Below are 24,402 nucleotides of genomic sequence, written 5' to 3' on the forward strand. Positions count from 1 at the left end.
GAGACTTGCCTGATCGCGCCCCCAGGGCACGACCGCTGTCGAAGTATAGGCGGTTGGTCAGGATATAAACACAATATATTGTGGGTGACTTCAATTCGGCCAACAAGATAGTGGCAGTCGGGGCGAATGACAAGGGGCAAAAAAGCACAGGTTTGTGGATAACTATGGGGGTAAAATGTTAAGCGCGGTGTAAGGCCGCATCAGCGCTGGGATGCTTTGGCTGTCAATATCTCCGATATGAATTTCTTATATTTTTTTAAAAAGTGATCGATCGCTGATTTATTAAACGTTAGAAAAAATCGCTATATTGGCGGCAGTAACTATTCTAAAAAAACTCTTTGAAAGCCCTGATCGCGCCAAATGCCTAAAAATAAAGATCTATTCTGGCCGCCTGCCTAAGTGGCTGGCGCAATTCCTAAAAAAGCGCTGGCGATGGCCGGGGAAATGTGGCAGGGGAAGAGATGCCGCCCCTGCCGGCTGGGGTTACCTCTCCAGCGGGTAGTGGGTGTGCACCATGTAGTTGACGTCCACGTTCGGGGCCAGCTTGAAGCGGTTGGTCAGCGGGTTGTAGTGCAGGCCAATCATGTGGCGCCCCACCAGCGGGGTGTGATCCACCCAGTGCAGCAGCTCAGAGGGCTTGATGAACTTCTTCACGTCGTGGGTGCCCTTCGGCACCATGTTGAGCACATACTCCGCGCCCACCACCGCCATCAGCCACGCCTTGTTATTGCGGTTGATGGTGGAGAAGAAGACATGGCCGCCCGGCTTCACCAGCTTGGCACAGGCCACCACCACCGAGGCCGGGTCAGGCACGTGCTCCAGCATCTCCATGCAGGTCACCACGTCATACTGCTGCGGGTGCGCCTCAGCGTGCGCCTCTACCGTCTCCTGCACGTAGTCGAGCGCCACGCCCGCCTCCAGCGCGTGCAGGCGCGCCACCTGCAACGGCTCGGCACCCATGTCCAGCCCAGTCACCTTCGCGCCCTCGCGCGCCATGCTCTCCGCCAGGATGCCGCCGCCGCAGCCGACGTCCAGCACCTGCTTGCCGAACAGGCCGTTGGCACGGGCCATGATGTAGTTCAGGCGCAGCGGGTTGATGCGGTGCAGCGGCTTGAACTCCCCCTCTAGATCCCACCAGCGTGAGGCGACGGCCTCAAACTTGGCGATTTCCTGCTGGTCAACGTTTTGGGGCGCGGCCTGGGTGGCCGGGCCGGTAGCTTGTTCATTCATCGGTTTTATCACTCCTTAAACCTGGTTAAGGCGGATTATACATATTCCCGCGCCGCGGCGCAGATTTGTGGCGCGCCAGCGTGGCCGGAACAGCATGAAATATGGGGCGATCGGGGCGGGTTTGTTTCCCTCAGATGGCCGATTTGTGGTATAGTTTTACACCTTTGCCTATCCACAGGCAGCGGGCAGATGAACAATTCAGTAGAGGGATAGCAGCTCCATGAGCGACCTTGCCAGAGAAATCACACCGGTCAACATCGAAGAAGAGCTTAAGAGTTCGTATCTGGATTATGCGATGTCCGTTATTGTCGGACGCGCCCTTCCAGATGTGCGCGATGGGTTGAAGCCGGTGCACCGCCGCGTACTGTACGCCATGAATGTCCTGGGCAACGACTGGAACAAAGCCTATAAGAAATCGGCCCGTGTGGTCGGTGACGTCATCGGTAAATACCACCCGCATGGCGACACTGCGGTCTATGACACCATTGTCCGTATGGCGCAGCCCTTCTCGCTGCGCTACATGCTGGTTGACGGGCAGGGCAACTTTGGTTCCATCGACGGCGACTCCGCCGCGGCGATGCGTTACACCGAAGTGCGCATGTCAAAAATTGCCCACGAACTGCTGGCGGATCTCGAGAAAGAGACGGTCGATTTCGTCCCCAACTATGACGGCACCGAGCAGATCCCGGCGGTCATGCCCACCAAGATCCCGAACCTGCTGGTTAACGGCTCCTCGGGCATTGCCGTCGGCATGGCGACCAACATTCCGCCGCACAACCTCTCCGAGGTGATCAACGGCTGTCTGGCCTACATTGACGATGAGAACATCAGCATTGAAGGGCTGATGGAGCACATCCCGGGGCCAGACTTCCCGACCGCCGCCATCATCAATGGCCGCCGCGGCATCGAAGAGGCGTACCGCACCGGGCGTGGCAAAATCTATATCCGCGCCCGTGCCGAGGTGGAAGCGGACGCCAAGAGCGGCCGTGAGACCATCATCGTCCACGAAATCCCCTATCAGGTGAACAAGGCGCGTCTGATCGAGAAGATTGCCGAGCTGGTGAAAGAGAAGCGCCTTGAGGGGATCAGCGCGCTGCGCGATGAGTCCGACAAGGATGGGATGCGCATCGTGATTGAGATCAAACGCGACGCGGTGGGCGAGGTGGTGCTGAACAACCTCTACTCCCTGACCCAGTTGCAGGTCTCCTTCGGCATCAACATGGTGGCGCTGCATCAGGGCCAGCCGAAGATCCTCAACCTGAAGGATATCCTGTCAGCCTTTGTGCGCCACCGCCGTGAAGTGGTGACGCGCCGCACCATCTTTGAGCTGCGCAAGGCACGCGACCGCGCCCACATTCTGGAAGCGCTGGCCGTGGCACTGGCCAACATCGACCCGATCATCGAGTTGATCCGGCAGGCACCGACCCCGGCCGAGGCGAAAGCCGCGCTGGTGGCCCACGCTTGGGCGCTGGGCAACGTCTCTGACATGCTCTCCCGCGCCGGTGATGACGCTGCCCGCCCGGAGTGGCTGGAGCCGGAGTTTGGCATCCGTGACGGCAAGTACTACCTGACCGAGCAGCAGGCACAGGCGATTCTGGATCTGCGCCTGCAAAAGCTGACCGGTCTGGAGCACGAGAAGCTGCTGGACGAGTACAAAGAGCTGCTCGACCAGATTGCCGCGCTGATCTTTATCTTGGAAAGCCCGGACCGCCTGATGGAGGTGATCCGCGAAGAGCTGATCGCCATCCGCGAGCAGTACAACGACGCGCGCCGCACCGAGATCACCGCCAACTCGGCGGACATCAACATTGAAGACCTGATCAGTCAGGAAGACGTGGTGGTGACCCTCTCGCATCAGGGCTACGTCAAGTACCAGCCGCTGAGCGACTATGAGGCGCAGCGCCGTGGTGGCAAGGGCAAGTCCGCCGCCCGCATCAAGGAGGAGGACTTCATTGACCGCCTGCTGGTGGCCAACACCCACGACACCATCCTCTGCTTCTCCAGCCGAGGCCGTCTCTACTGGATGAAGGTCTACCAGCTGCCGGAAGCGAGCCGTGGCGCGCGTGGCCGCCCGATCGTTAACCTGCTGCCGTTGGAAGCCAACGAGCGCATCACGGCAATCCTACCGGTGCGCGAGTATGAGGAAGGGCGCTACGTCTTTATGGCGACCGCCAGCGGCACGGTGAAGAAGACCGAGCTGACCGAGTTCAGCCGTCCGCGCAGCGCGGGCATCATCGCCGTGAACCTCAACGAGGGCGACGAGCTGATTGGCGTTGACCTGACCGACGGCAGCAACGAAGTGATGCTGTTCTCCGCGGCCGGTAAAGTGGTGCGCTTCTCCGAAGCGGCCGTGCGCAAGATGGGCCGTACCGCGGCTGGCGTGCGTGGCATCAAGCTGGCCGAAGAGGACAGCGTGGTGTCGCTGATTGTGCCGCGCGGCGAGGGTGACATCCTGACCGTGACGCAGAACGGCTTCGGCAAGCGTACCGCCGCCGCCGAGTACCCGACCAAATCCCGTGCGACGCAGGGCGTGATCTCCATCAAGGTCAGCGAGCGCAACGGGCCAGTGGTCGGCGCGGTGCAGGTGGAGGGCAGCGACCAGATCATGATGATCACCGATGCCGGCACGCTGGTGCGTACCCGCGTCTCCGAGGTGAGCATCGTGGGCCGTAACACCCAGGGCGTCACGCTGATCCGCACCGCGGAAGAGGAGAGCGTGGTGGGCCTGCAACGGGTGGCCGAGCCGGTTGAGGACGAGGAGCTGGATGGCGTGATCGCCATTGAGGGCGAGCTGCCGGTGGAAGAGGAGGAGCCGGAAGAGCCGGACACCGACGACGCCGAGGGTGAAGAGGAGTAATTCCTTGCCCGCGTAAAAAGCCAGCCTACGGGCTGGCTTTTTTTATGGCCGCCGCGCCATTTTTTTCTCGTCGGCCAATGGTGTATCCTGTGCGCGGCCCGCCCCGGCGCACTGGCGCCTTTCGTCTGTCACTTTACAATGGTATACGCTTGAAATATCTGGCTTCGTTCCGTACAACGCTAAAGATTTCCCGCTACCTGTTCCGGTTGCTGGCGATCATGCTCTGGTCGCTCGGTGCGCTGTTGACCACCTTCTATATTCTCAACATCTTCCATGAGAAAGAGTCGCAGATCCGCCAGGAGTATTACCTCAACTACGATCAGGCGCAGAACTACTTCCGCCACTCGGCGGACATCATGCGCGACATCCGCTACATGGCGGAGAACCGCCTGAATGGTGCGGTCAATGGTCTGGACATCCTGAACGGCGTATTCGCCGGCAAAACCAACCAGCCGCGCATCTACCCACTGTTCGCCGACTCCGACTGCGCGCAGCTTAATGATGACTACCGCAATTCGCTACAGGCGCTGAGCAACACCATCCACTATTGGAAGGATAACTTCTCCGCCGCTTACGACCTGAACCGGGTCTTCTTCATCGGCGGCGACAGCCTCTGCATGGCGGACTTCAACATCAACAACACCCGGCCGCTGGAGCGCGAAAACGTGCTCAAGTCGCTGCATGAGCGCATCCTGAAGTTCCGCAACGGCAAAAATCAGGAGAAGGACAACAGCCTCTACTGGATCAGCCCCGGCCCGCGCGCCGACGTCGGCTACCTCTATGTGCTGTCGCCCATCTACGTCGGCAACAAGCTGGAGGCGCTGATCGGCATTGAGCAGGTGCTGCGGCTGGAGGACTTCTCCAACCCCAGCGCACTGCCGATTGGTGTGACGCTGCTCGGCCCCTCCAATGAGCCGCTGCTGCGCTTTAGCGAGGGGGAGCGCTACATCTCCATGCTCGGCCGTTACCCGGATGTCAGCAGCTACTTCGGCTATGTGAATGGCTACAACGACCTGATCATGAAGAAGAGCCTCCAGCCCTCGTCCCTCAGCATTGTCTACTCGCTGCCGGTGCGCACCCTGCTGGAGCGCTTCAAAATCCTGATTCTCAACGCTTTCCTGCTCAACATCTTCTCGGCGATTTTGCTGTTCACACTGGCCTGGCTGTTTGAGCGCAAGATGTTCTTCCCGGCGGAGGAGAACGCCTTCCGGCTGGAGGAGAATGAGCAGTTCAACCACAAGATTGTCGCCTCCGCGCCGGTGGGCATCTCGATCCTGCGCATCAGTGACGGCGTCAATTTGCTCAGCAACGAGCTGGCGCACAACTACATCAAGATGCTGACCCACGAGGATCGCCAGCGCATCACGCGCATCATCTGCGATCAGCAGGTCAACTTCGTCGATGTCATCACCAGCAATAACAACAACCTGCAACTGAGCTTCGTCCACTCGCGCTACCGCAACGAGGATGTGGCGATCTGCGTGCTGGTGGATGTCAGCGCCCGCGTCAAGATGGAGGAGTCCTTGCAGGAGATGGCAAGCGCCGCCGAGCAGACCAGCCAGTCGAAATCGATGTTCCTGGCGACGGTCAGCCATGAGCTGCGCACGCCGCTCTACGGCATCATCGGCAACCTGGATCTGTTGCAGACCAAGGGGCTGCCGGAGGGGGTGGAGCGGCTGGTGACGGCGATGAACAACTCCTCCAATCTGCTGCTGAAGATCATCAGCGACATCCTCGACTTCTCCAAGATTGAGTCAGAGCAGCTGAAGATTGAGCCGCGCGAGTTCTCCTGCCGCGAGGTGCTGACCCACATTGCCGGTAACTACCTGCCGCTGGTGGTGAAGAAGCGCCTCGGCCTCTACTGCTTCATTGAGCATGACGTGCCGGAGTTCCTCTCCGGCGACCCGGTACGGTTGCAGCAGGTGCTCTCCAACATCCTCAACAACGCCATCAAGTTCACCGATACCGGCTGCATCGTGCTGCATGTCTGCACCCGCGACAACTATCTGGTGTTCCAGGTGCGCGATACCGGCGTTGGCATCCCGGCGCGCGAGATTACGCGGCTGTTCGACCCCTTCTTCCAGGTTGGCACCGGCGTGCAGCGCCACTTCCAGGGCACCGGGCTGGGGCTGGCGATCTGCGAGAAGCTGGTCAACCTGATGGATGGCGACATCGCCGTCGAGTCCGAGCCGGGGCTGGGCAGTGCCTTCACCATCCGGCTGCCGATGTATGAGGCCAAGTTCACCGCGCCGCCGGACGCCACGCTCTGGCAGGGTCGCCGGCTGGTGCTGGAGGTACGTAATGCCCGGCTGGAGGAGTATCTGGAGCCGATGCTGCGCCAGTATGGCGCGGAAGTGGTGCGCTACCAGCCGGAGATGATGACCCACGAGTGCGACGTGCTGCTGACGGACTACCCGCTCAACCACCCGCTGCCGCTGCTGGGGCAGATTGAGTTCTCGCTGGAGCACATCGGCCCGCCGGTGGAGACGCGCCCCGGCTACTGGCTGCACAGCACCTCGACGCCGCTGGAGCTGACCAGCCTGATCAACCGCCTCTATAAACTGGAGGAGGAGAGCTCACGCGCCATGCTGCAACTGCCAGCGCTGAACGCCGAGGCGCAGCAGGCCAACCATGAGATCCAGCTGCTGGTGGTGGATGACCACCCGATCAACCGCCGCCTGCTGGCTGACCAGCTTGGCTCGCTGGGCTACCAGATCCTCACCGCCAACGACGGGCTGGACGCGCTGGAGGTGATGCGCGCCAACACCATCGACATCGTGCTGACCGACGTCAACATGCCGAAGATGGATGGCTACCGCCTGACCCAGCGGTTGCGGCAGATGGACTACATCCGCCCGGTGATTGGCGTGACCGCCAACGCGCTGGCGGAGGAGAAGCAGCGCTGCATTGAGGCCGGCATGGATAACTGCCTGTCGAAACCGGTGACGCTGGAGACGCTGCGCACCACGCTGGCTTACTACAGCGCGCGCACCCGCCAGATCCGTCAGGCGGAGCAGCGGGCGCGGGAGCGCCAGTTGGCGGAGGCCAGTCAGGGCCAGCCCGGTGACGCCTCCGCCTGATGGCGGGGCAATAAAAAAGGCGCCTTCGGGCGCCTTTTCTGATCGTGGCCGGGATACCGTTTAACCGCGATCCACCGGGGTGGTACTGACGGAGGAGAGGTAGTTGAGCAGGGCGATGTCGTTGTCCACGCCCAGTTTCATCATCGCCGACTTCTTCTGGCTGCTGATGGTCTTGATGCTGCGGTTCAGTTTCTTGGCGATCTCGGTCACCAAAAAGCCCTCGGCGAACAGGCGCAGCACTTCGCTCTCTTTCGGCGAGAGGCGCTTGTCGCCATAGCCGTTGGCGCTGATCTTCTCCAACAGCTTGGAGACGCTCTCCGGCGTGAACTTCTTGCCTTTTTGCAGGGCGGCCAGCGCCTTCGGCAGGTCAGTGGGCGCGCCCTGTTTCAGCACGATGCCCTCAATGTCCAGATCCAGTACCGCACTCAGGATCGCCGGGTTGTTGTTCATGGTCAGCACAATGATCGCCAGCTGCGGGTAGTGGCGTTTGATGTATTTGATCAGCGTAATGCCGTCGCCGTACTTCTCGCCCGGCATCGACAGATCAGTGATCAGGACGTTGGCATCCAGCTTTGCCAGGTTGTTGATCAGCGCGGTGGAGTCCTCGAACTCCCCGACCACATTCACCCACTCTATCTGTTCCAGTGACTTACGGATGCCAAACAGGACAATAGGATGGTCATCGGCAATAATTACATTCAGGTTATTCATGTTTTTGGCTACCTTGCTGTAGCAGTCTGCTGACAAATTGATCAATCTGACTGATGTTATTCTCGATTTTCAGCATATCAGTTTCCACGATGTGCTGTTCTAAGTGTTCACATAACCGCTTTCCGGGGGCCAGATTCAACATGGCAAAGACCCCTTTCAGGCGGTGTGCTGTCTGGGAGAGCGACGTAAAATCATGCTGTTGACTCTCGACATACAGTTTATCCAGATCCTCCGGCACCGTCTCCACAAACAGCGCGTAGTAGTCGCTGGCGAGGAGCTGCGCGCGGTAATCCGGCTCTTCATCGGTCGGCGCCTCCAGGGAGGCTGGGCCGTCGACGGCCGCCATCTGCTGCTCGATCAGCACCAAGATGGCATCAATGACAGCGCTGCTGATATTATAATTGACGCGAATATAGTCCCGTTGTAACTGCTGGAAGCCCGCCTCGTCACTCGAAAGCAGCAAGGTGTAGCGATCACAGCTATGGGGATTATCTGTCAACATGACGTCATAATCACGATTAATCTGTCTGTCGTCCGGGGTAATGCAGTTGGCGCCATAGGCTGCCAGCAGCCGGGTGACGATCGAGCGCACCTCTTCCGACGTCACATCCAGCAGCACGGTTACCTCATCCAGCAGCTTCTCGCTCTCCTCCTCCTGCTGCGGCTCCAGCCCCAGCAGGATGCGCACCGTATAGCGGGTGCCGATGTCCGCCTTGCTGCGGATCTCCAGCTGGCCGTTCAGCTTTTTGCACAGCTGGTTGCAGAGGAAGAAGGTCAGGCCGGAGCCGTGGTTGAAGCGGTCAATCAGCGACTGGCTGAGGAACGGATAGTTCAGGTTGCGGATCTCCTCTTTCGAGATGCCGCTGCCGGTGTCGGTGATGTGGAAGATCAGCTGCTCTGGGTGCTGCGGCTCGCTCTCGACAATCAACGAGATCTTGCCAAAGGCGGTGGTGACGATGGCGTAGTCCAGCAGCAGCGACAGCACCTTCTTCAGCGCCTGCACATCCCCGACGTAGGTCTGGGTTACGTCCAGCTGGAAGTGGTTGAACAGCGACAGCCCCTTGCGATTGAGGGCGGGCAGCGTCTCGAGCAGCAATTCATCTACCATGCCGGAGAGCGAGAAGTGGTGTTTCGACGGCTGCCAGTCCTGGGTCTCCAGCCGCGTTAGCAGCGTGATGTTCTCAATCAGCGTCAGCACGGACTGCGACTGCCAGGCCAGCTCCGCCAGCATCGGGGCGCGCTCCACCTCCGGCGCCTGTTGCAGCGTCTCGGCCAGCGTGTGGATCTGGTTCAGCGGCTGGTTCAGCTCAATGCCGAGGTTGTGCAGCATCAGCTTGCGCGCCTGCAAATTCTTTTCGTACTCCTTGCGCGCCTGTTGCAGCTTCTTGTTGACCATCACCTCTTTGTCCTGATCGTGCAGCAGGAACAGGTAGGTCTCCGGCGCATACTTGCTGCGGGCCATGCGGATCTCATACACCTCATTATTGACCGTCGCCTGGATGGAGCCATGGTGCTGCTCCGCCATTGAGGCGATGTTCTGCAAACTGAGGTGCGGCAGCAGGTTCTCGGCAATTTTATTGCTGAGAACCGTCTGGTTGGTATTGAAGTTGTGCACCACCAGCCCGGTGGAGAGGCTGGCGACAATCTCCTGATTCAGCACCTGCTGGGCGCGCAACTGCGCGGCCATGTTCTCGCTCGGGCGGATGAACTGGTGGCGGATAAAGTAGATGCCGCTCATGGAGAGCGCCAGCAGCGCCAGGTGGATCAACAGCAGCCAACTATTATTGTGCGCCAGATCCAGCGCCAGACTGGGCAGCGGTACGCGGTAGACCACCTGCAACGGCGCGTTGCTGAGCGGCGCGGTGAACTCCAGCCACCAGCCGCTGCGCGTCACCTGCGCATTGCTGCTCTGGTCATCATCACCGGCGGGGGAGGTCGCCTCACGCAGCGCAAAGTTGGCGCGCGCCAGATGTGACGGCAGCAGGTCATTCACCGGCAGGTCGAAGGCGATCACCGTCGCCAGGTGGCCGGGGTTATTAAAGGTGGTGCGCAGCGAGAAGAAGTAATCATTGCTGAAACGCGACCTACGCAGGGTGGAGAAGCTTTCACGCTCATCCAGCATATTGGCCTGTTGCAGCATCTCGGCGCGGCGGGCGTCGGCGGAGGTGGTGAGGTAGCTCTCCTTGAAGCGCGAGGTCAGCTCTTGCAACGGCTGGGTGGTGACCATGATCAGGCTGTTGTCCTGCCCATTCAGGTAGTAAAGGGTGTAGGGCTGGGTTTTGCCGCCCCAGCGCAGATCCAGGTAGTTGGAGACCTGCAACGTCAGGTCGAGCGTCGCGCTGTCATGGTTGCCGAAGATCACCGCGTCGGTTTTGCGGCGGGTTTTCTGCACATAGAACACATCTGGCCGCAGGCGAATCTCCTGCGCCGGTGTCACCCCCTGCGGGGAGCCAGTGTAATTGTCATAAATCTGGTAGGTATTGTAGCGATAGATGTCGATCCGTTGCTGCATCCGGCTGGCGACGTTCTCCATCACATGCTTTTTCTCATTCAGGTAGGTGCTGGTGTAGTTGTAGCCATACACGCCCAGCGCCACCAATAGCAGCAAAATCAGCACCAAAAAGAAGCGGGTGATGTTGGCGGAAGTCAACGACAGGTATTTGCTTTGCATAACAGTGGATAGAGGTCCTTGATTACCGCATCAAAATCGGGGGCGTCGCGTGAACGGGCACGCCAGCCGGGCCGCCGGGGGCGGACATACCGTGCGTGGCACGGTGGGGCTGAAGTGGGTGATGGTTCACGCTGAAACGTCCCTTGTCAGGCCAAAAAGAGGGTGCAGGATACCCTGTTTACCAATCTGGTAAAACCAGTTACGCCGATGTTACTCCTTTGGCGACGCCTGGTCGAGTTGCCGCGGTAAGCAAGCGCGTCATGTTAACAGAAAGGGCGGGGGGCTTAATTGGCATTATTCTGAAAATGCCCCTATTTCGCGCGGTGCGGATTAAAAATAGGGAGGGTTCGATCCAGCTCCCAGAAACGTTAAATATTCTTAACTGACCCCAAGATATCTTTAAATCTGTGAAAATTTGTGTCTATCATGCCGAACTTCAGTGAAATTATAATTCAAGTTGTTAAATTCTAATTCCATATATTAACTAAGGTCGCGGTGGCCCGCATATATATCCCGAGGCCCACGCGAAACGGTTCAACTTTTTTAGAAAAAAACCATTTTTTTATGGCTGTATTTATTTTAACTTATTGTTTTTATTGATTTATTTATATATCAGTTTGCGCGCCGCCTTGTTATTTCTTCAAAAGAGTTTTTTCTGATAATGCGGTGCGGCCGAATTTTTGTATTTCGTTCTATTTGTGATGTGCCGAAACAGAGTCGAAGACGTGACGCCCTGAATCAATGGGCTTTTATATGAATTCCCATGCGCGCTCTCCTTCCCGAATAACCCAGGAGAGGGAGGTCATGGAATTTTTACTTCGTTCCCCATACGAGGCAACAAATGGCAACCCCAAACCAAAATTCCCGCAATACCAGCGACATCGACGCCCAATTAACCGCCGGTGCGCTGGCTAACAGTGACACCCAAAATGCAGAGAGCCACACCGCCGCCGCGGCCGCCGAGGCTCCCACCCTACAGGCAGTGCCGACCCTGACGATTGACCCCTTTGCTGGCGACAACATCCTGACCCGCAGCGAAAGCATCACGGTGCAGGCGTTGAGCGGCACCACCACCGGCGTGGAGGCGGGCAAGACCGTCAATATCATGCTCGGTGACTGGGTCTATGCCTATGCCACCGTGCAGGAGGATGGCCGCTGGAAAGTGGATGTCGAAAACTGGCAGATGAGCAACCTAATGCAGTTCAACGCCGGCAGCGAGCAGCCGTTGAGCGCCGCGGTGATCAACGAGGCTGGCGAGGTGGCCGAGTCCACCGTGCAGGTCGCTATCGAGCCGGACTGGCCGTCGCTGGTGCTCAACGCGCTGGCCGGTGACAACGTGATCAGCGGCCCTGAGGGCGGGGTGATGCAGGTGGTGAGCGGCGCGACCCACGGCGTGGAGGCTGGGCAGGTAGTGACCATCACCATCAACGGCATCAGCTACAGCGCGGAAGTACTGGCCGATGGCACCTGGCGCACCGAGGTGCCAGCGGCGGATGTCGCGGCACTGCCGGATGGCGCGCAGATCCTGGCTACCGTCAGCAACGCCGCTGGGCAGCAGGCCGGTGACTCGGCGGTGCTGATCGTGGATAACACCCTGCCATCCCTGACCTTCAACACCTTCGTCGGCGACAACGTGCTAAGTGACGCGGAGGCCTTACGCACGCAGACGCTGACCGGCATTACCAGCGGCATTGAGCCGGGCCAGACCGTCACGGTCAAGCTGAATGGCTACACCTACACCAGCCAAATTGGCGAGGAGGGTTCTTTTTCAGTGCGTGTCCCACCCGCGGAGCTGCTGAAACTCTCCAACGGGCAGGTGGAGATCACCGCCAGCGCCACCAACCAAGCCGGGCAAGTCACTAACAGCAGCGGCCACATGACCGTGGCCTTCACCACCGAGCGCATCATCGTTAATGGAGTGGCAGGCGATAACTACATCAACAAGGAGGAGAGCGGCAACGGCTTCAACATCATTGGCAGCGCGCCCTCCCTGCCAGCCAACACCCCCATCACCATCACCATCGGCACCAAGAACTTTGGCACGCGGGTGGAGGCGGATGGCAGCTGGCGCACCATGCTGGACATTGATGACATCCGCAGCTTCCCGGATGGCCAGTACACCATGACCTTCAGCGCGCCGGGCAGCGCCTCAACCAGCGTGGACGTCGGCATCTATGTACAGGCGTGGGAGAAATTGCACATCGACGTGGAGGAGCCCTTTGGCGACGGCGTGCTGACCGCCGGCGAGGCCGAGGAGGGGCAGGTCATCACCGGCACTACCAGCGGCCCCAATCTCCAGGTGCGGGTCTATGTCGATACCAGCCAGTTCACCACCACTTCAGACAGTGAGGGACGCTGGAGCATCACGGTGCCAGCCGAGGTGCTGCTGGGCATGATGGCGATCCCCGACCAGACCAGCGGCTATATCCACGCCGAGGTGACTGACATCGCTGGCAACAGCCAGAGCAATGGGCGCAATTTTGAGATCGCCGCGCAGGACATTGGCCTGACCCTCAACCCGGTGGCGGAGGATAACCGCATCAACGCCGTCGAGGCGGCGGCCGGGATTGTCATCAGCGGCAGCGCCGATACCACGGCGGCTGGCCTGACGGTGACCCTCAAGATTGGCGGGCTGGAGCGCACCACCACCATCCAGGCGGATGGCAGCTGGTCGGTGCCGCTCTCCACCTCCGAACTGGTCAGCCTGCCAGAGGGCTATGTGGAGGTTAGCGTCAGCGTGCCCGGCTCCACGCCGATCAGCCAGTCGGTGGAGGTGGCGATCCAGAGCAACCCGATCCCGACCCTCGCCACGCCGTTTGAGGATGGCACCCTGAGCGCCGATGAGAGCGCCTCTGACCAGACGCTGAGCGGCACCACCGGCGTCAGCGGCGAGGATCAGAACGTGGCGGTGACCTTTGCGGGAAAGGAGTACCTCGCCACGGTCGATAATCAGGGCAACTGGCAAGTGACCCTGCCGGCCGTGGATCTGCAGGCGGTGCCCGCGGGTGCGGCCGCATTGAGCATCGTTGCCACCGATGACGCGGGCAACAGCGGCGTATTGAACACCACCGTGCAGGTGGAGCCGCCGCAGGGGGCGATCACCATCGACCCGGTGACCGGCGATAATCTGGTTAGCTACGCGGAGGCGGTCGCTGGTATCACCCTGACCGGCAGCACCCGCGGGCTGGCGGAGGGCAGCACGCTGACCCTGAGCATCGCCGACGAGACCTACAGCGTCACCACGGACGCCGAGGGGCGCTGGTCATTGCCGTTGGCGGAGGGGCAGGTGATTGGCGTCTGGAATGACCCGGTCGTGCTGCTGACCGTCAGCGCGCCAGAGGCCGATGGCCCGGCCGCCACGCAGGAGATTGAGAACTACACCAACCGGCGGCCCGAGCCGACGGTGGAGGCGCCGTTTGGCAACAGCGTGCTGTCGGTGGCGGAGGCCGCGACCGACCAGACGCTGGTCGGCTCAACCGGCCTGTCTGGGGCCAACCAGCAGGTGGTGATTACGCTGGGCGGCAGTGACTACACCGGGCAGGTGGACGAGGGCGGCCGCTGGCAGGTGACGCTGCCAGCCGCAGCGTTGCAGGCGCTGGAGGAGGGGACGCAGGCGCTGGCGATTACCGCCACCAACGCCGCTGGCGAGAGCAAAACGCTGTCGGTGAATGTGGAGGTGGCGCTGACGCCGCCCACCCTGACCCTCGAGCCGGTGGCGGGCGATGATGTGATCACCTTTGCCGAGGCGGAGGCGGAGGAGGGCATCCTCCTGACCGGCCACGCCTCGGTCAGCCAGGGCAGCATTGCCCTGACGCTGGGCGACCAGAGCTGGATCACCGAAACCGACAGCCAGGGCAACTGGAGCCAGCTGATCCCGGCCCACACCTTCAGCTACCCGGAGGGGGCCTTCCCGGATGGCAATTACGCGCTGGTGGCGACCCTCACGGACGCCAACGGCAACAGCACCACCGTCAGCCGCCCGGTTTCGCTACAGGCGGATGCTGGCACACTGCCCGCAATCAGCGTCACCAACGGGCTGGATAGCGTGCTGAACGGCGCGGAGCGCCAGGTGGCGCAGGCCATCAGCGGCACCACCCGCCATGTGGAGGCGGGGCAGGCGGTGACCCTCAGCGTCAACGAACAAACCTACAGCGCCGAGGTGCTGGCGGATGGCAGCTGGAGCCTGATTATCCCGGCGGCAGACATCGCCGCCCTGCCAGCTGGCAGCAATATCCTACAGGTGGCGGTGGCCGATCGCGCCGGTAACCCAGCGGAAACCGAGCTGGTGCGCTTTGCCATTGAGGAGAGTCTGGGCGGCATCGCGCTGGATACCGTCGCCGGTGATAACCGCATCAACGCCTATGAGGCGGGCAGCGACCTGCTGGTGCAGGGCGTCGCTACCAACGTGGCCGAAGGCACGGCGGTGACGCTGGCGCTGGGCGGTCGCAGCTATCAGGCGGAGGTGCAGGCGGATGGCCGCTGGCAGGCCACGGTGCCAGCGGCAGACGTGCAGGCGCTGGGGGATGGCATCACCACGGCGCAGGTCACCACCACCGACCAGAATGGCGACCCGCTGGCCGACAGCCTGTCGCTCACCCTTATTACCCACCCCGCCACATTGGCGACGCTGGATCCGCCGTTTGGCGACGGCTACCTGAACATTGGCGAGGCGGCCACGCCGCAGGTACTGAGCGGCACCACCGGCAACGCTGGCGTGGGCCAGAGCGTCAGCCTCAGTCTGGCAGGCCACACCCTGCGCGGCACGGTGGATGAGGCCGGGCGCTGGTCAGTGCCGGTGCCAGTCGAAATATTGCAACAGCTGCCAGCGGAAGCGTTGCTGATCGCGGTGGAGGCGATGGACGCCGCTGGCAACGTCAGCAGCGTGCTGGAGTACGTCACCGCCGTGCTGACCGCGCCGACGGTCACGATCAACGCCCTGACCGGCGATAATTTGCTGGACGCCGCGGAACTGGGCGTGCCGCTGGCGATCGCGGGCACCACCCGCGGCGTGGCCGATGGGCAGGTGCTGACCCTGACACTCGGCACGCTCGCCCTCACCACCGAGGTGACGGGGGGCGGCCTGTGGCAGGTGATTGTGCCAGCGGAGCAGCTGGGGCAGCTCGCCAACGGCAGCAGCACCGTCACCGCCAGCGTGGCGGACGTGGCGGGCAACGAGGCCACCGCCAGCCAGATAGTGACGCTCAATAACACCCTCGACGGCATCGCCTTTGACCTGATTGCTGGCGACAACCGCATTGACGCGCAGGAGGCGGCCAACGGTTTCAACATCGGCGGCCTCGTCAGTGGCGTGGCGCCCGGCACCCAGGTCACCCTGACGCTGGGCGACTACAGCGATCTCACCTACACCAACGAGGATGGCAGCTGGGGCATCTGGATCCCCGGCAACCTCATCCGCACCCAGGGCCTGTTGACCGCAACGGTCGAGACGGTGGATGCCGACGGCAACCCGCTCAGCGCCAGCGTTGATCTCTTCTCCTCCGCCAATGCCCTGCCGCAGGTGACCATCAATCCGCTGCCCTATGTCAATATCGAGGCGACCCAAACCGGCATTACCCTCACCGGTGAGACCCACTTCAGCGGCGCTGGTCAGAGCCTGACCTTAACGCTGGCGGGCCAGGACTACAGCGCGCAGGTGGAGAACAACGGCACCTGGTCGGTCTTCCTGCCGCCGGAGGCGTTGCAGACGCTCACCGATGGCAGCGTGCCCTTCAGCGTGGTGGTGACTGACAGCGGCGGCAACCAGAGCCAGGCCAGCGCCGCGCTGGATGTGGATGTCACCGCGCCACAACTGACGCTGGAGCCGGTCACCGGCGACAATGTGCTCAACCAAGGGGAGCTGCAACAGGATCTGGTGCTGGCTGGCACCAGTGACGAACCCTACGGCTGGATCAGCGCCAGTTTCAATGGGCACACCTACACCGGCACCAGTGACGAGAATGGCTTCTGGAGCATCGTCATCCCGGCCGCCAGCCTCAATGGGCTGGCGCCGGGGACGCAGATCCTGAGCGTCACGCTCTCTGACCCGTTTGGCAACCCCACCACCCTCCAGCAGGAGGTGGAGATCGCGAGTAACGACCTGCCGCTGCTAACCATTCTGCCCTTCACCGGCGACAACCAGTTGCTGGGGGCGGAGCGCAGCGTGGCGCAGATGCTCACCGGCACCACCACCCACGTGGAGGCCGGGCAGATCGTCACCGTTACGCTCAACGGCGAAACCTACAGCGCCACCGTGCAGTCAGACGGCCAGTGGAGCCTGATTGTGCCGCAGGAGGATTTGGCAGAGCTGGTTAATCTCGCCAGCGGACAGGCGGATCTGGTCGCCTCAGTCAGCAATCAGGCGGGCGATGCGGTCACGGATCTGGTGTCGCTGACCATCGTCACCAACCGGCCCTCGCTGGCCTTTGACATCATCGCCGGTGATAACCGGTTGAATGCCAGCGAAGCCGGTGGCGATCTGGTGGTGGTGGGCAAGGTGTTTGGCGTACCGGCGGAAAACCCGATCACCGTGACCCTCAACGGCCAGACTTACATCGCCACGGTGGAGGGGTCTGACTGGAGCATCACCCTCCCGGCCGCCGATCTGGCGGCGCTGCCCGATGGCGCGATCGTCATCACCGCCGAGGCGGAGGACACCTTCTTCAACCTCATCTCCAGCGCCCTGACCCTGACCGTCGCCATCCATGACCTGCCAGAGGTGGGCTATGACACGCCGTTCGGCGACGGCGTGCTGAGCGCGGCAGAGGCCGCCGCCGACCAATTGCTGACCGGCCAGACCGGGCAGACCGGCATTGCCCAGACGGTCACCGTCACCCTGGGCGGCGAGACCTTCACCGGCGAGGTGGACGCCGCTGGCCTCTGGCGGGTGACCCTGCCGACAGAGGCGTTGCAGGCGCTGCCGGCTGGCCCGGCCAGTTATACCGTGACGGTCACTGACGTGGCGGGCAACAGCGACAGCCAGGAGGTGGCGTTTACCGCCGCGGCCTCCGCGCCGCTGTTGCAGATTGACCCGCTGACCGGCGACAACCTGATTGATCAAACCGAGGCGCTGGGCGAAATCGTGGTCACCGGCAGCGTCACTGATTTGAACGCGCTGCCCGGCGCGACCCTCAACATCACGCTGGCGGGCGTGACGTACCCGGCGACGCTGGATGAGAGCGGGGCATGGAGCGCCACGCTGCCGTTCGGCGCGCTGCTTGACTTCCAGGATGGCGACTACACCCTGAGCGCCACCCTCGTTGATGGGGCAGGCAATGTCTCTGAGGCCAGCCAGACCTTTACGCTCGATCTCTACACCCAGCCCTATCTGGGTATCAATGCCTTCGCCGGTGACAACGTCCTCAACGGCGCGGAGCAGCAGATTGACCAGCTGGTTGACGGCACCGCCTATGGCGTCGAGGCTGGACAGATTGTCACCCTGACCCTGAACGGCCAGAGTTACAGCGCCACGGTCGGGCAGGGCGGCAGCTGGAGCACCACCATCCCGGCCGCCGATCTGGCGGCCCTGACCCAGGGCGGCTACTCGCTGCTGGGCACCGTCAGCGATGCGGCGGGTAACAGCAGCGAATTTGAGCGCTACATCTACGTTGACCTGAACGTCGGGGCGGTCGCCATCGACCCGCTGGCGGGCGGCGATGACCGGCTCAATCTGGCGGAGGCCAGCGAGGGGCTGACCGTGACCGGCACCTCCAGCTACCTCTCCTATGAAGAGAACGGCTACATCGCCGTGACGCTGGGCGGCAAAGAGTACACCACCTGGATTGAGGAATCAGGCAACTGGTCGGTCACCATTCCGGCGGCGGATCTGCTGGCGTTGCAGGATGGCAACTACCGGGTGGTGGTCTCGGCGCAGGACAACGCCGGTAACCCCATCTCGTTTGAGCGCTCGCTGGATGTCTACGTCCATAACCTGCCCAGCCCGACGCTGGAGACGCCGTTTGGCGACGGCGTGCTGGACAGCGGCGAGGCCGCGCAGGGGCAGACGCTGGTCGGCAGCACCGGGCTGGTGGCCGATGGACAGCGCGTGGTGGTGAGCCTGGCGGGCATCGACTATGACGTGCAGGTGGATGGGCAGGGCAACTGGCAGCTGGCATTGTCGGCTGAGGCGTTGCAAGCGTTGCCCGAGGGCGAAAACAGCCTGACGGTGACTGCCACCGACGCAGAGGGCAATAGCGTGAGTGTCGATCGCGCCTTCAGCGTCATCCTGACCGGCCTGATCATCGACCCGATCACCGACGACAACCGGCTCACGGACAGTGAGGCGGATCAGGACTTCACCGTCACCGGCCATGCTGCCGTGAGCTGGGCGGGCGCGGCGGTGGCCGTCACCTTCACCTTCATCCCGGAGCGCAGCTATAGCGGCACGGTCGATGCCGAGGGCAACTGGAGCGTCACGGTGCCAGCCGGCGATCTCTACTACTCCACCGACAACGGCCTCTACACCGTGGAGGCGGTGCTGACGCAGGAGGATGGCGCGACCGCCACCGCCAGCCGTGAATTCACCATGGACACCCGTCCGCTGGTTGGCGACATCGTGCTGGACCTGTTTACCGGGGACAACACGCTGACCTATGACGAGCAGACGCAGGATCAGGTGCTGACTGGCACCTACTTCGCCCAGGAGGGGCCGAACGCGAACCTGTTGGCGCGCGTCACCCTACAGGACAGCGGCGGACAGACCTTCAGCTATGAGACGCGCACCGACGACAACGGCAACTTCAGCGTGACCGTGCCCGCCGCGGATATGTTGCAGATTATTGGTGACTGGATAGGGTTTAGCGCGTCGGTCATCGATGGGGCAGGCAACACGGTCAATGGCAGCGTGCCGCTGGATGTGGCGGTACTGCCGCAGGGCGGCGGCAGCATCACCTTTGACCCGGTCGCCGGGGACAATATCCTGACCGCCGATGAGGTGGCGGACTGGCTGGTGATCAGCGGCGACAGCAACTACCTCTACGATCCGCGCAACGGCAACCAGATCACCGTGGAGCTGAATGGCCTGACCAAATACTTCTATATCGACTCAAACAGCGGCTCGCAGTGGTCAGTCTCCTTCTCACCAGAGGAGCTGGCGCTCCTGCCGGACGGCTCACTGACGATCACCGCCAGCAGTACCGACCTGAGCGGCAATTCGGTGATCGCCACCACCCTTCTGGAGGTTGATCTCTACAGCCTACCGTCCCCGACGCTGGACACGCCGTTTGGCGACGGCGTGCTGGACTTTCTGGAGGCGCAGCAGGATCAGCAGTTGACCGGCACCACCAACCAGAGCGGCGAAGGGCAGAGTGTCACCCTCGAGCTGGCGGGGCAGATCTTCAGCGCCACCGTGGATGAGAACGGTGCCTGGAGCGTGCTGATCCCAGCGGGCGCGCTGGCTGATACGGAGAACGGCAACTACCCGCTGACCGTGACGGTAAACGGGCCGCAGGGTGACACCTCGCTGGCGCAGGAGGTGACGCTGGCGAGCGGCATCACGCTGACGCTGGACACGCCGTTTGGCGATAACGTGCTGGATAGCACGGAGGCGCAGCTGGCCCAGGTGATCACCGGCAATGCCACCTATCTGGGGGAGGGAACGCTGGTCAGCGTGTTCATTGACCAATATGTCTTTGATGGCGCCGTGGATGAGACGGGTCACTGGAGCGTCACGATCTCGGAGGGTAGCCTGGCGGCGCTGCCGAACGGCACCTACAACATGGTGGTCTGGCTGAATAATACCTTTGGCAACGGTGTCCTGAACATCAGCCAGCCGGTGGAGCTGGCGGCCATCGATCCGGCGTTGGTCTTTGATGACTTTGCCGGCGATAACATCGTCGATGGCACCGAGCAGTTCAGCGACCAGACGCTGAGCGGTGAGGCGCTTGCCGTGCCGGTCGGCAGTCTGGTCACCCTGACGCTGGGCGATCTGAGCTACAGCACCGAGGTGCAGGCGGATGGCCGCTGGAGCGTGCAGGTCACCGCCGACGATCTGGCGCAACTGCCGGATGACACCGAGAGCCTGATTAGCGGGCAGATCACCGACGCCGACGGCAACGTGCTGGCAAGCAGTGAGCTGGGCATCTTCATCAACCGCGGGCTGGGCACCCTGTCGCTCGACCCACTGGCGGAGGACAGTATCCTGACGGCGGATGAGGCGGCGGACGGGCTGATCGTCAGTGGCACCATCACGCTGTGGATGGTGGATACCCCAGTGACCGTGGAGTTCAACGGCAACACCTACCAGACCACCGTCACGGCCTCCAACGGCAGCTGGCAACTCACCATCCCGGCGGAAGATTTGCTCGGGCTGACGGATGGCAACTACACCCTGACCGCCAGCGCCGAGGATGCGGAGGGCAACGCCCTGAGCGCCAGCGCGCCGCTGGTGGTGGATCTCAACCTCCAGCCGGAGCTGGTGTTCGATCCCTTTGCCGGGGATGACATTGTGGGAGCCGATGAGGACAGCTACGACCAACCGCTCAGCGGCCTTGCCTATGGCGTGCCGGCGGGGAGTGTGGTCACCATTACGATGGGCGGCCATCTGAGCTACACCGCCGAGGTGCAGGCAGACCAGCGCTGGAGCGTGACCATCTCGGCGACAGATTTGCAAGCACTGCCCGAACAGAGTGACGCGGTATTCTTCGGCCAGGTGACGGACGCCGACGGCAATGTGCTGGCGAGCGCCGACCACACCTTCTATGTCGATGAGTCCTACGGCAACCTGAGCCTCGATCCGCTGGCCGGCGGTGACTACATCCTCTCCGCCGCCGAGGCGGCCGAGGGGATAATCGTCAGCGGCACCATCTCGCGCTGGGAGTTTGGCACCCCGGTCTATGTGGAGCTGAACGGCACCACCTACCAGACCTCGGTCACTGCCTCCAACGGCACTTGGGATCTCTATATTCCCCCGGCGGAGCTGCTGGCGCTGCCGGAAGGCTTCTACACAGTGACCGTCACCTCGCAGGATGCGCGCGGCAATAACCTGATCGCCACCGCGCCGCTGACGGTGGATCTGGTCAGCGAGCCGCAGCCAACGCTGAACACGCCGTTTGAGGATGGGGTGCTCAACGCGCAGGAGGCACAGCTTGACCAGGTGCTGACCGGCAATACCGGCCTCAGCGGCGAGGGACAGAGCGTGCGCGTGGTGGTGAACGGCATCTCCTTCACTGGCACGGTGGATGAGACAGGCGTCTGGAACCTCACCCTGCCAAGCGCACTGCTGGCCGGGCTGCCGGAGGGCGACAACACGCTGGAGATCACCGCCACGAACGCCGATGGCATCAGCACCACCCTCGCCAGCACGCTGGTGGTGGACACCACTGGCCCTGAGGTGGCGCTCGGCACCGTCGCGGGCGATAACATCGCCAACGCCGCCGAGATGGCCGCCGGGGTGGTGGTCAGCGGCACCAGCTCCGAGGTGGGTGGCCGGGTCAACCTGCAACTGCTGGAGGGCGTCAGCTACGACACCGAGGTACAGGAGGATGGCAGCTGGGAGATCAGGTTGCCAGCCGGGCTGCTGACCCACCTGCGTGACGGCGACTACACCCTGACCGTCAGCCAGACCGATGCCGAGGGCAACACCACCACCGTCACCGAGACACTGCGGCTGGATGGCGATCCGCGCGACCTGCCGACGATCAACATTGATCGCATCGGCGGGGACAACGTGCTCAATGGTGCAGAGGTGCAGAGCGACCAGATCATCACCGGCACGGTGAAAAATGTGGAGGCTGGTCAGCCAGTGACGGTGACGCTCGGCGACCACACCTACACCGGCGTGGTGCTCTCGGGCGGCAGCTGGGCCGTGAGTGTGCCAGCCGCCGATCTGCTGGCGCTGGGCAACGGGCGTGAAACCCTGACCGCCAGCGTCACCGATCGCTCCGGCAACCCAGCGGAGGCGGATCGTGACTTCACCATCAAGGGCAAATGCCCCGGCCTGAGCATCGACCCGGTCACCGGCGACAATCTGATCAACGCCAGCGAGGCGGACGGGGCAATCGTGCTGAGCGGTGAGACCTACGACGTGCGCTCAGGGGCGACGGTGCAGCTGAAGCTGAACGGCCACCGCTACAGCGCCACCGTGCAGAAGGATGGCAGCTGGTCTACCGAGATCCCAGCCTCTGAGGCGGCGCGGCTGCGTGACGGCGAGCTGAAACTCACCGCCAACGTCAAGAACCGGCATGGCGATCGCCTGAGTGACAGCCTGACGCTGGACGTGCATACGCGCGACCTGCCAGACCTGTCGCTGGAGACGCCGTTTGGGGATGGCACGCTGAACCTGGCGGACGCCCGTACCGCGCAGCGCCTCACCGGCGAAACCGGGGTGCGCGGCGAGGGGCAGCTGGTGACGCTCACCCTGAACGGCGTGGACTACAGCGCGGATGTCAACAACCGCGGCCAGTGGTCGGTCACGCTACCGGCGGCCGCCCTGCGGGCACTGCCGGAGGGTGAGTTGGAGGTGCGGGTGGTGGCGAAGGACGCGGCGGGCAACAGCGCCGAAACCACCCGTACCGTACTGGTGGACTTCACGCCGCCGGTGCTGTCGCTGGCCCCGCTGCCGGCCATCGGCCTGGCGGAGCAGTCGGCCAGCTTCACCCTGAGCGGCACCGCCACGGCGGCGGCGGCCGGGCTGGTGGTGCTGATCCTGCTTAACGGCGAAAGCTATCAGGCAGAGGTGCAAGAGGATGGCAGCTGGTCAACCGAGATCCCGAGCGGCGCACTGCCAGCCTTTGAGGCGAGCTGGCCGCTGGCGATCAGCCTGACGGATGAGGCGGGCAACACCACTGATCTCACCAGCAGCGTGACGCTGCGCACCGAGGGCGACACGGCCACGGTGGAGACGGCGGCGGAGGGCGGCGACACGACTGTTGAGAGCACCCTGACAGCGGCGCTCGCCAGTGACACCGGCTCGCTGACGCAGGATCGGGCGGAGGCCAACAGCGAGGGGAGCTTCACCATTGGCGGCGTCACGCTCGATCTCACCAAGGCGGGCGACGAGGCGCAGGGGGGCGATGGCGACGACACCATCGCGCTCTACACCCTCGACTTCGCGCACATCGACGGCGGCGCGGGCATCGATACCCTGCTGCTGGCGGGCGAGGATCAGCACCTCGATCTGGCGGCGCTGGGGCTGAAGATTGAGCACATCGACATCTTCGACCTCGGGCGCACCGGCAGCAACAGCCTGACGCTCAATCTGGATGAGGCGCTGAACGTCAAAGACCAACCGGCGGACGGCCTGCTGGTCAAGGGCGCGGCGGGCAGCCAGCTCAATCTGGTGGGCGATGGCAGCCTCTGGACGGAGAGTGGCGAGCGGCAGCTGGATGGGCTGCTCTTTGACGTTTACCACAACAGCGCGTTGGAGAGCGACAACACGCTGGGCGACGTGCTGGTGCAGCACGGCATTGTGGTGCAGCAGGTGTAACGTTCACGCGGTAAAAAAGGCCGGGTTGCCCCGGCCTTTTTTTATGCCTGCCATTCAGGGCATTTTATTCAGTGGGAAATTGCATTAAAGGTCGATTCAGAACGCAAATAAATTAAATATCGTCCGGCGCGATGGGCCGCCCATTAATTAACCTGAACATTGGGTATAGCATGGGATTAAATAGACCCCCTGTCCCCGTTTCTGGCGGGCGGCCTATTTGCTGGGCGCAAGGCGTATGGCAACGTTTAATGGGTTTTGCGCTAAAAAAAAGTGAACATCGATTTCCCGGCAAAAGAAACCGCTTTTTAAAAAGACACAGAATAACCCAATAGTGTTATTTGCAAAGCGGAACGGGATATGGACGCCCGGAATAGCCTGCGTTGGAAAAATATCATTAAATCAACCGGCAGGCAGTGAAAAAAGATCCGTGTGA

Annotated in this window: 6 protein-coding genes; 3 read left to right on the forward strand and 3 right to left on the reverse strand. The window is 62.2% G+C overall.

The features are described from left to right. Positions 1-483: 483 nt before the first annotated feature. Positions 484-1,230, reverse strand: coding sequence for a bifunctional 2-polyprenyl-6-hydroxyphenol methylase/3-demethylubiquinol 3-O-methyltransferase UbiG (gene ubiG / locus ACK3SD_RS05675; protein ID WP_481127054.1), 747 nt, complete (start codon positions 1,228-1,230; stop codon positions 484-486). 220 nt (positions 1,231-1,450) lie between these two features. Here ubiG and gyrA point away from each other — a divergent pair, with 220 nt between their 5' ends. Together gyrA and rcsC are read left to right on the forward strand one after the other, a co-directional pair. Continuing rightward, positions 1,451-4,087, forward strand: coding sequence for a DNA topoisomerase (ATP-hydrolyzing) subunit A (gyrA, locus tag ACK3SD_RS05680; RefSeq protein WP_481127055.1), 2,637 nt, complete (start codon positions 1,451-1,453; stop codon positions 4,085-4,087). A 149-nt stretch (positions 4,088-4,236) separates the two neighbouring features. Next, positions 4,237-7,167, forward strand: coding sequence for a two-component system sensor histidine kinase RcsC (gene rcsC / locus ACK3SD_RS05685; protein WP_481127056.1), 2,931 nt, complete (start codon positions 4,237-4,239; stop codon positions 7,165-7,167). Positions 7,168-7,227: 60 nt separating this feature from the next. On the opposite strand, the gene rcsB is transcribed toward rcsC, so the two are convergent. Together rcsB and rcsD are read right to left on the reverse strand one after the other, a co-directional pair. Further along, positions 7,228-7,878, reverse strand: coding sequence for a response regulator transcription factor RcsB (rcsB, locus tag ACK3SD_RS05690; RefSeq protein ID WP_137762630.1), 651 nt, complete (start codon positions 7,876-7,878; stop codon positions 7,228-7,230). Beyond that, a complete protein-coding gene (rcsD, locus tag ACK3SD_RS05695; RefSeq protein WP_481127057.1) occupies positions 7,871-10,549 on the reverse strand; it encodes a phosphotransferase RcsD in 2,679 nt (892 codons plus the stop codon). Before rcsD ends, rcsB begins: the two co-directional genes overlap by 8 nt. An 841-nt stretch (positions 10,550-11,390) precedes the next feature. Here rcsD and ACK3SD_RS05700 point away from each other — a divergent pair. Next, positions 11,391-23,969 (forward strand): Ig-like domain-containing protein, encoded by a 12,579-nt coding sequence (locus ACK3SD_RS05700; RefSeq protein WP_481127058.1) that lies wholly within the window; start codon positions 11,391-11,393, stop codon positions 23,967-23,969. Positions 23,970-24,402 lie beyond the last annotated feature (433 nt).

It is taken from the genome of Chimaeribacter sp. YP20170169, from assembly GCF_056739715.1.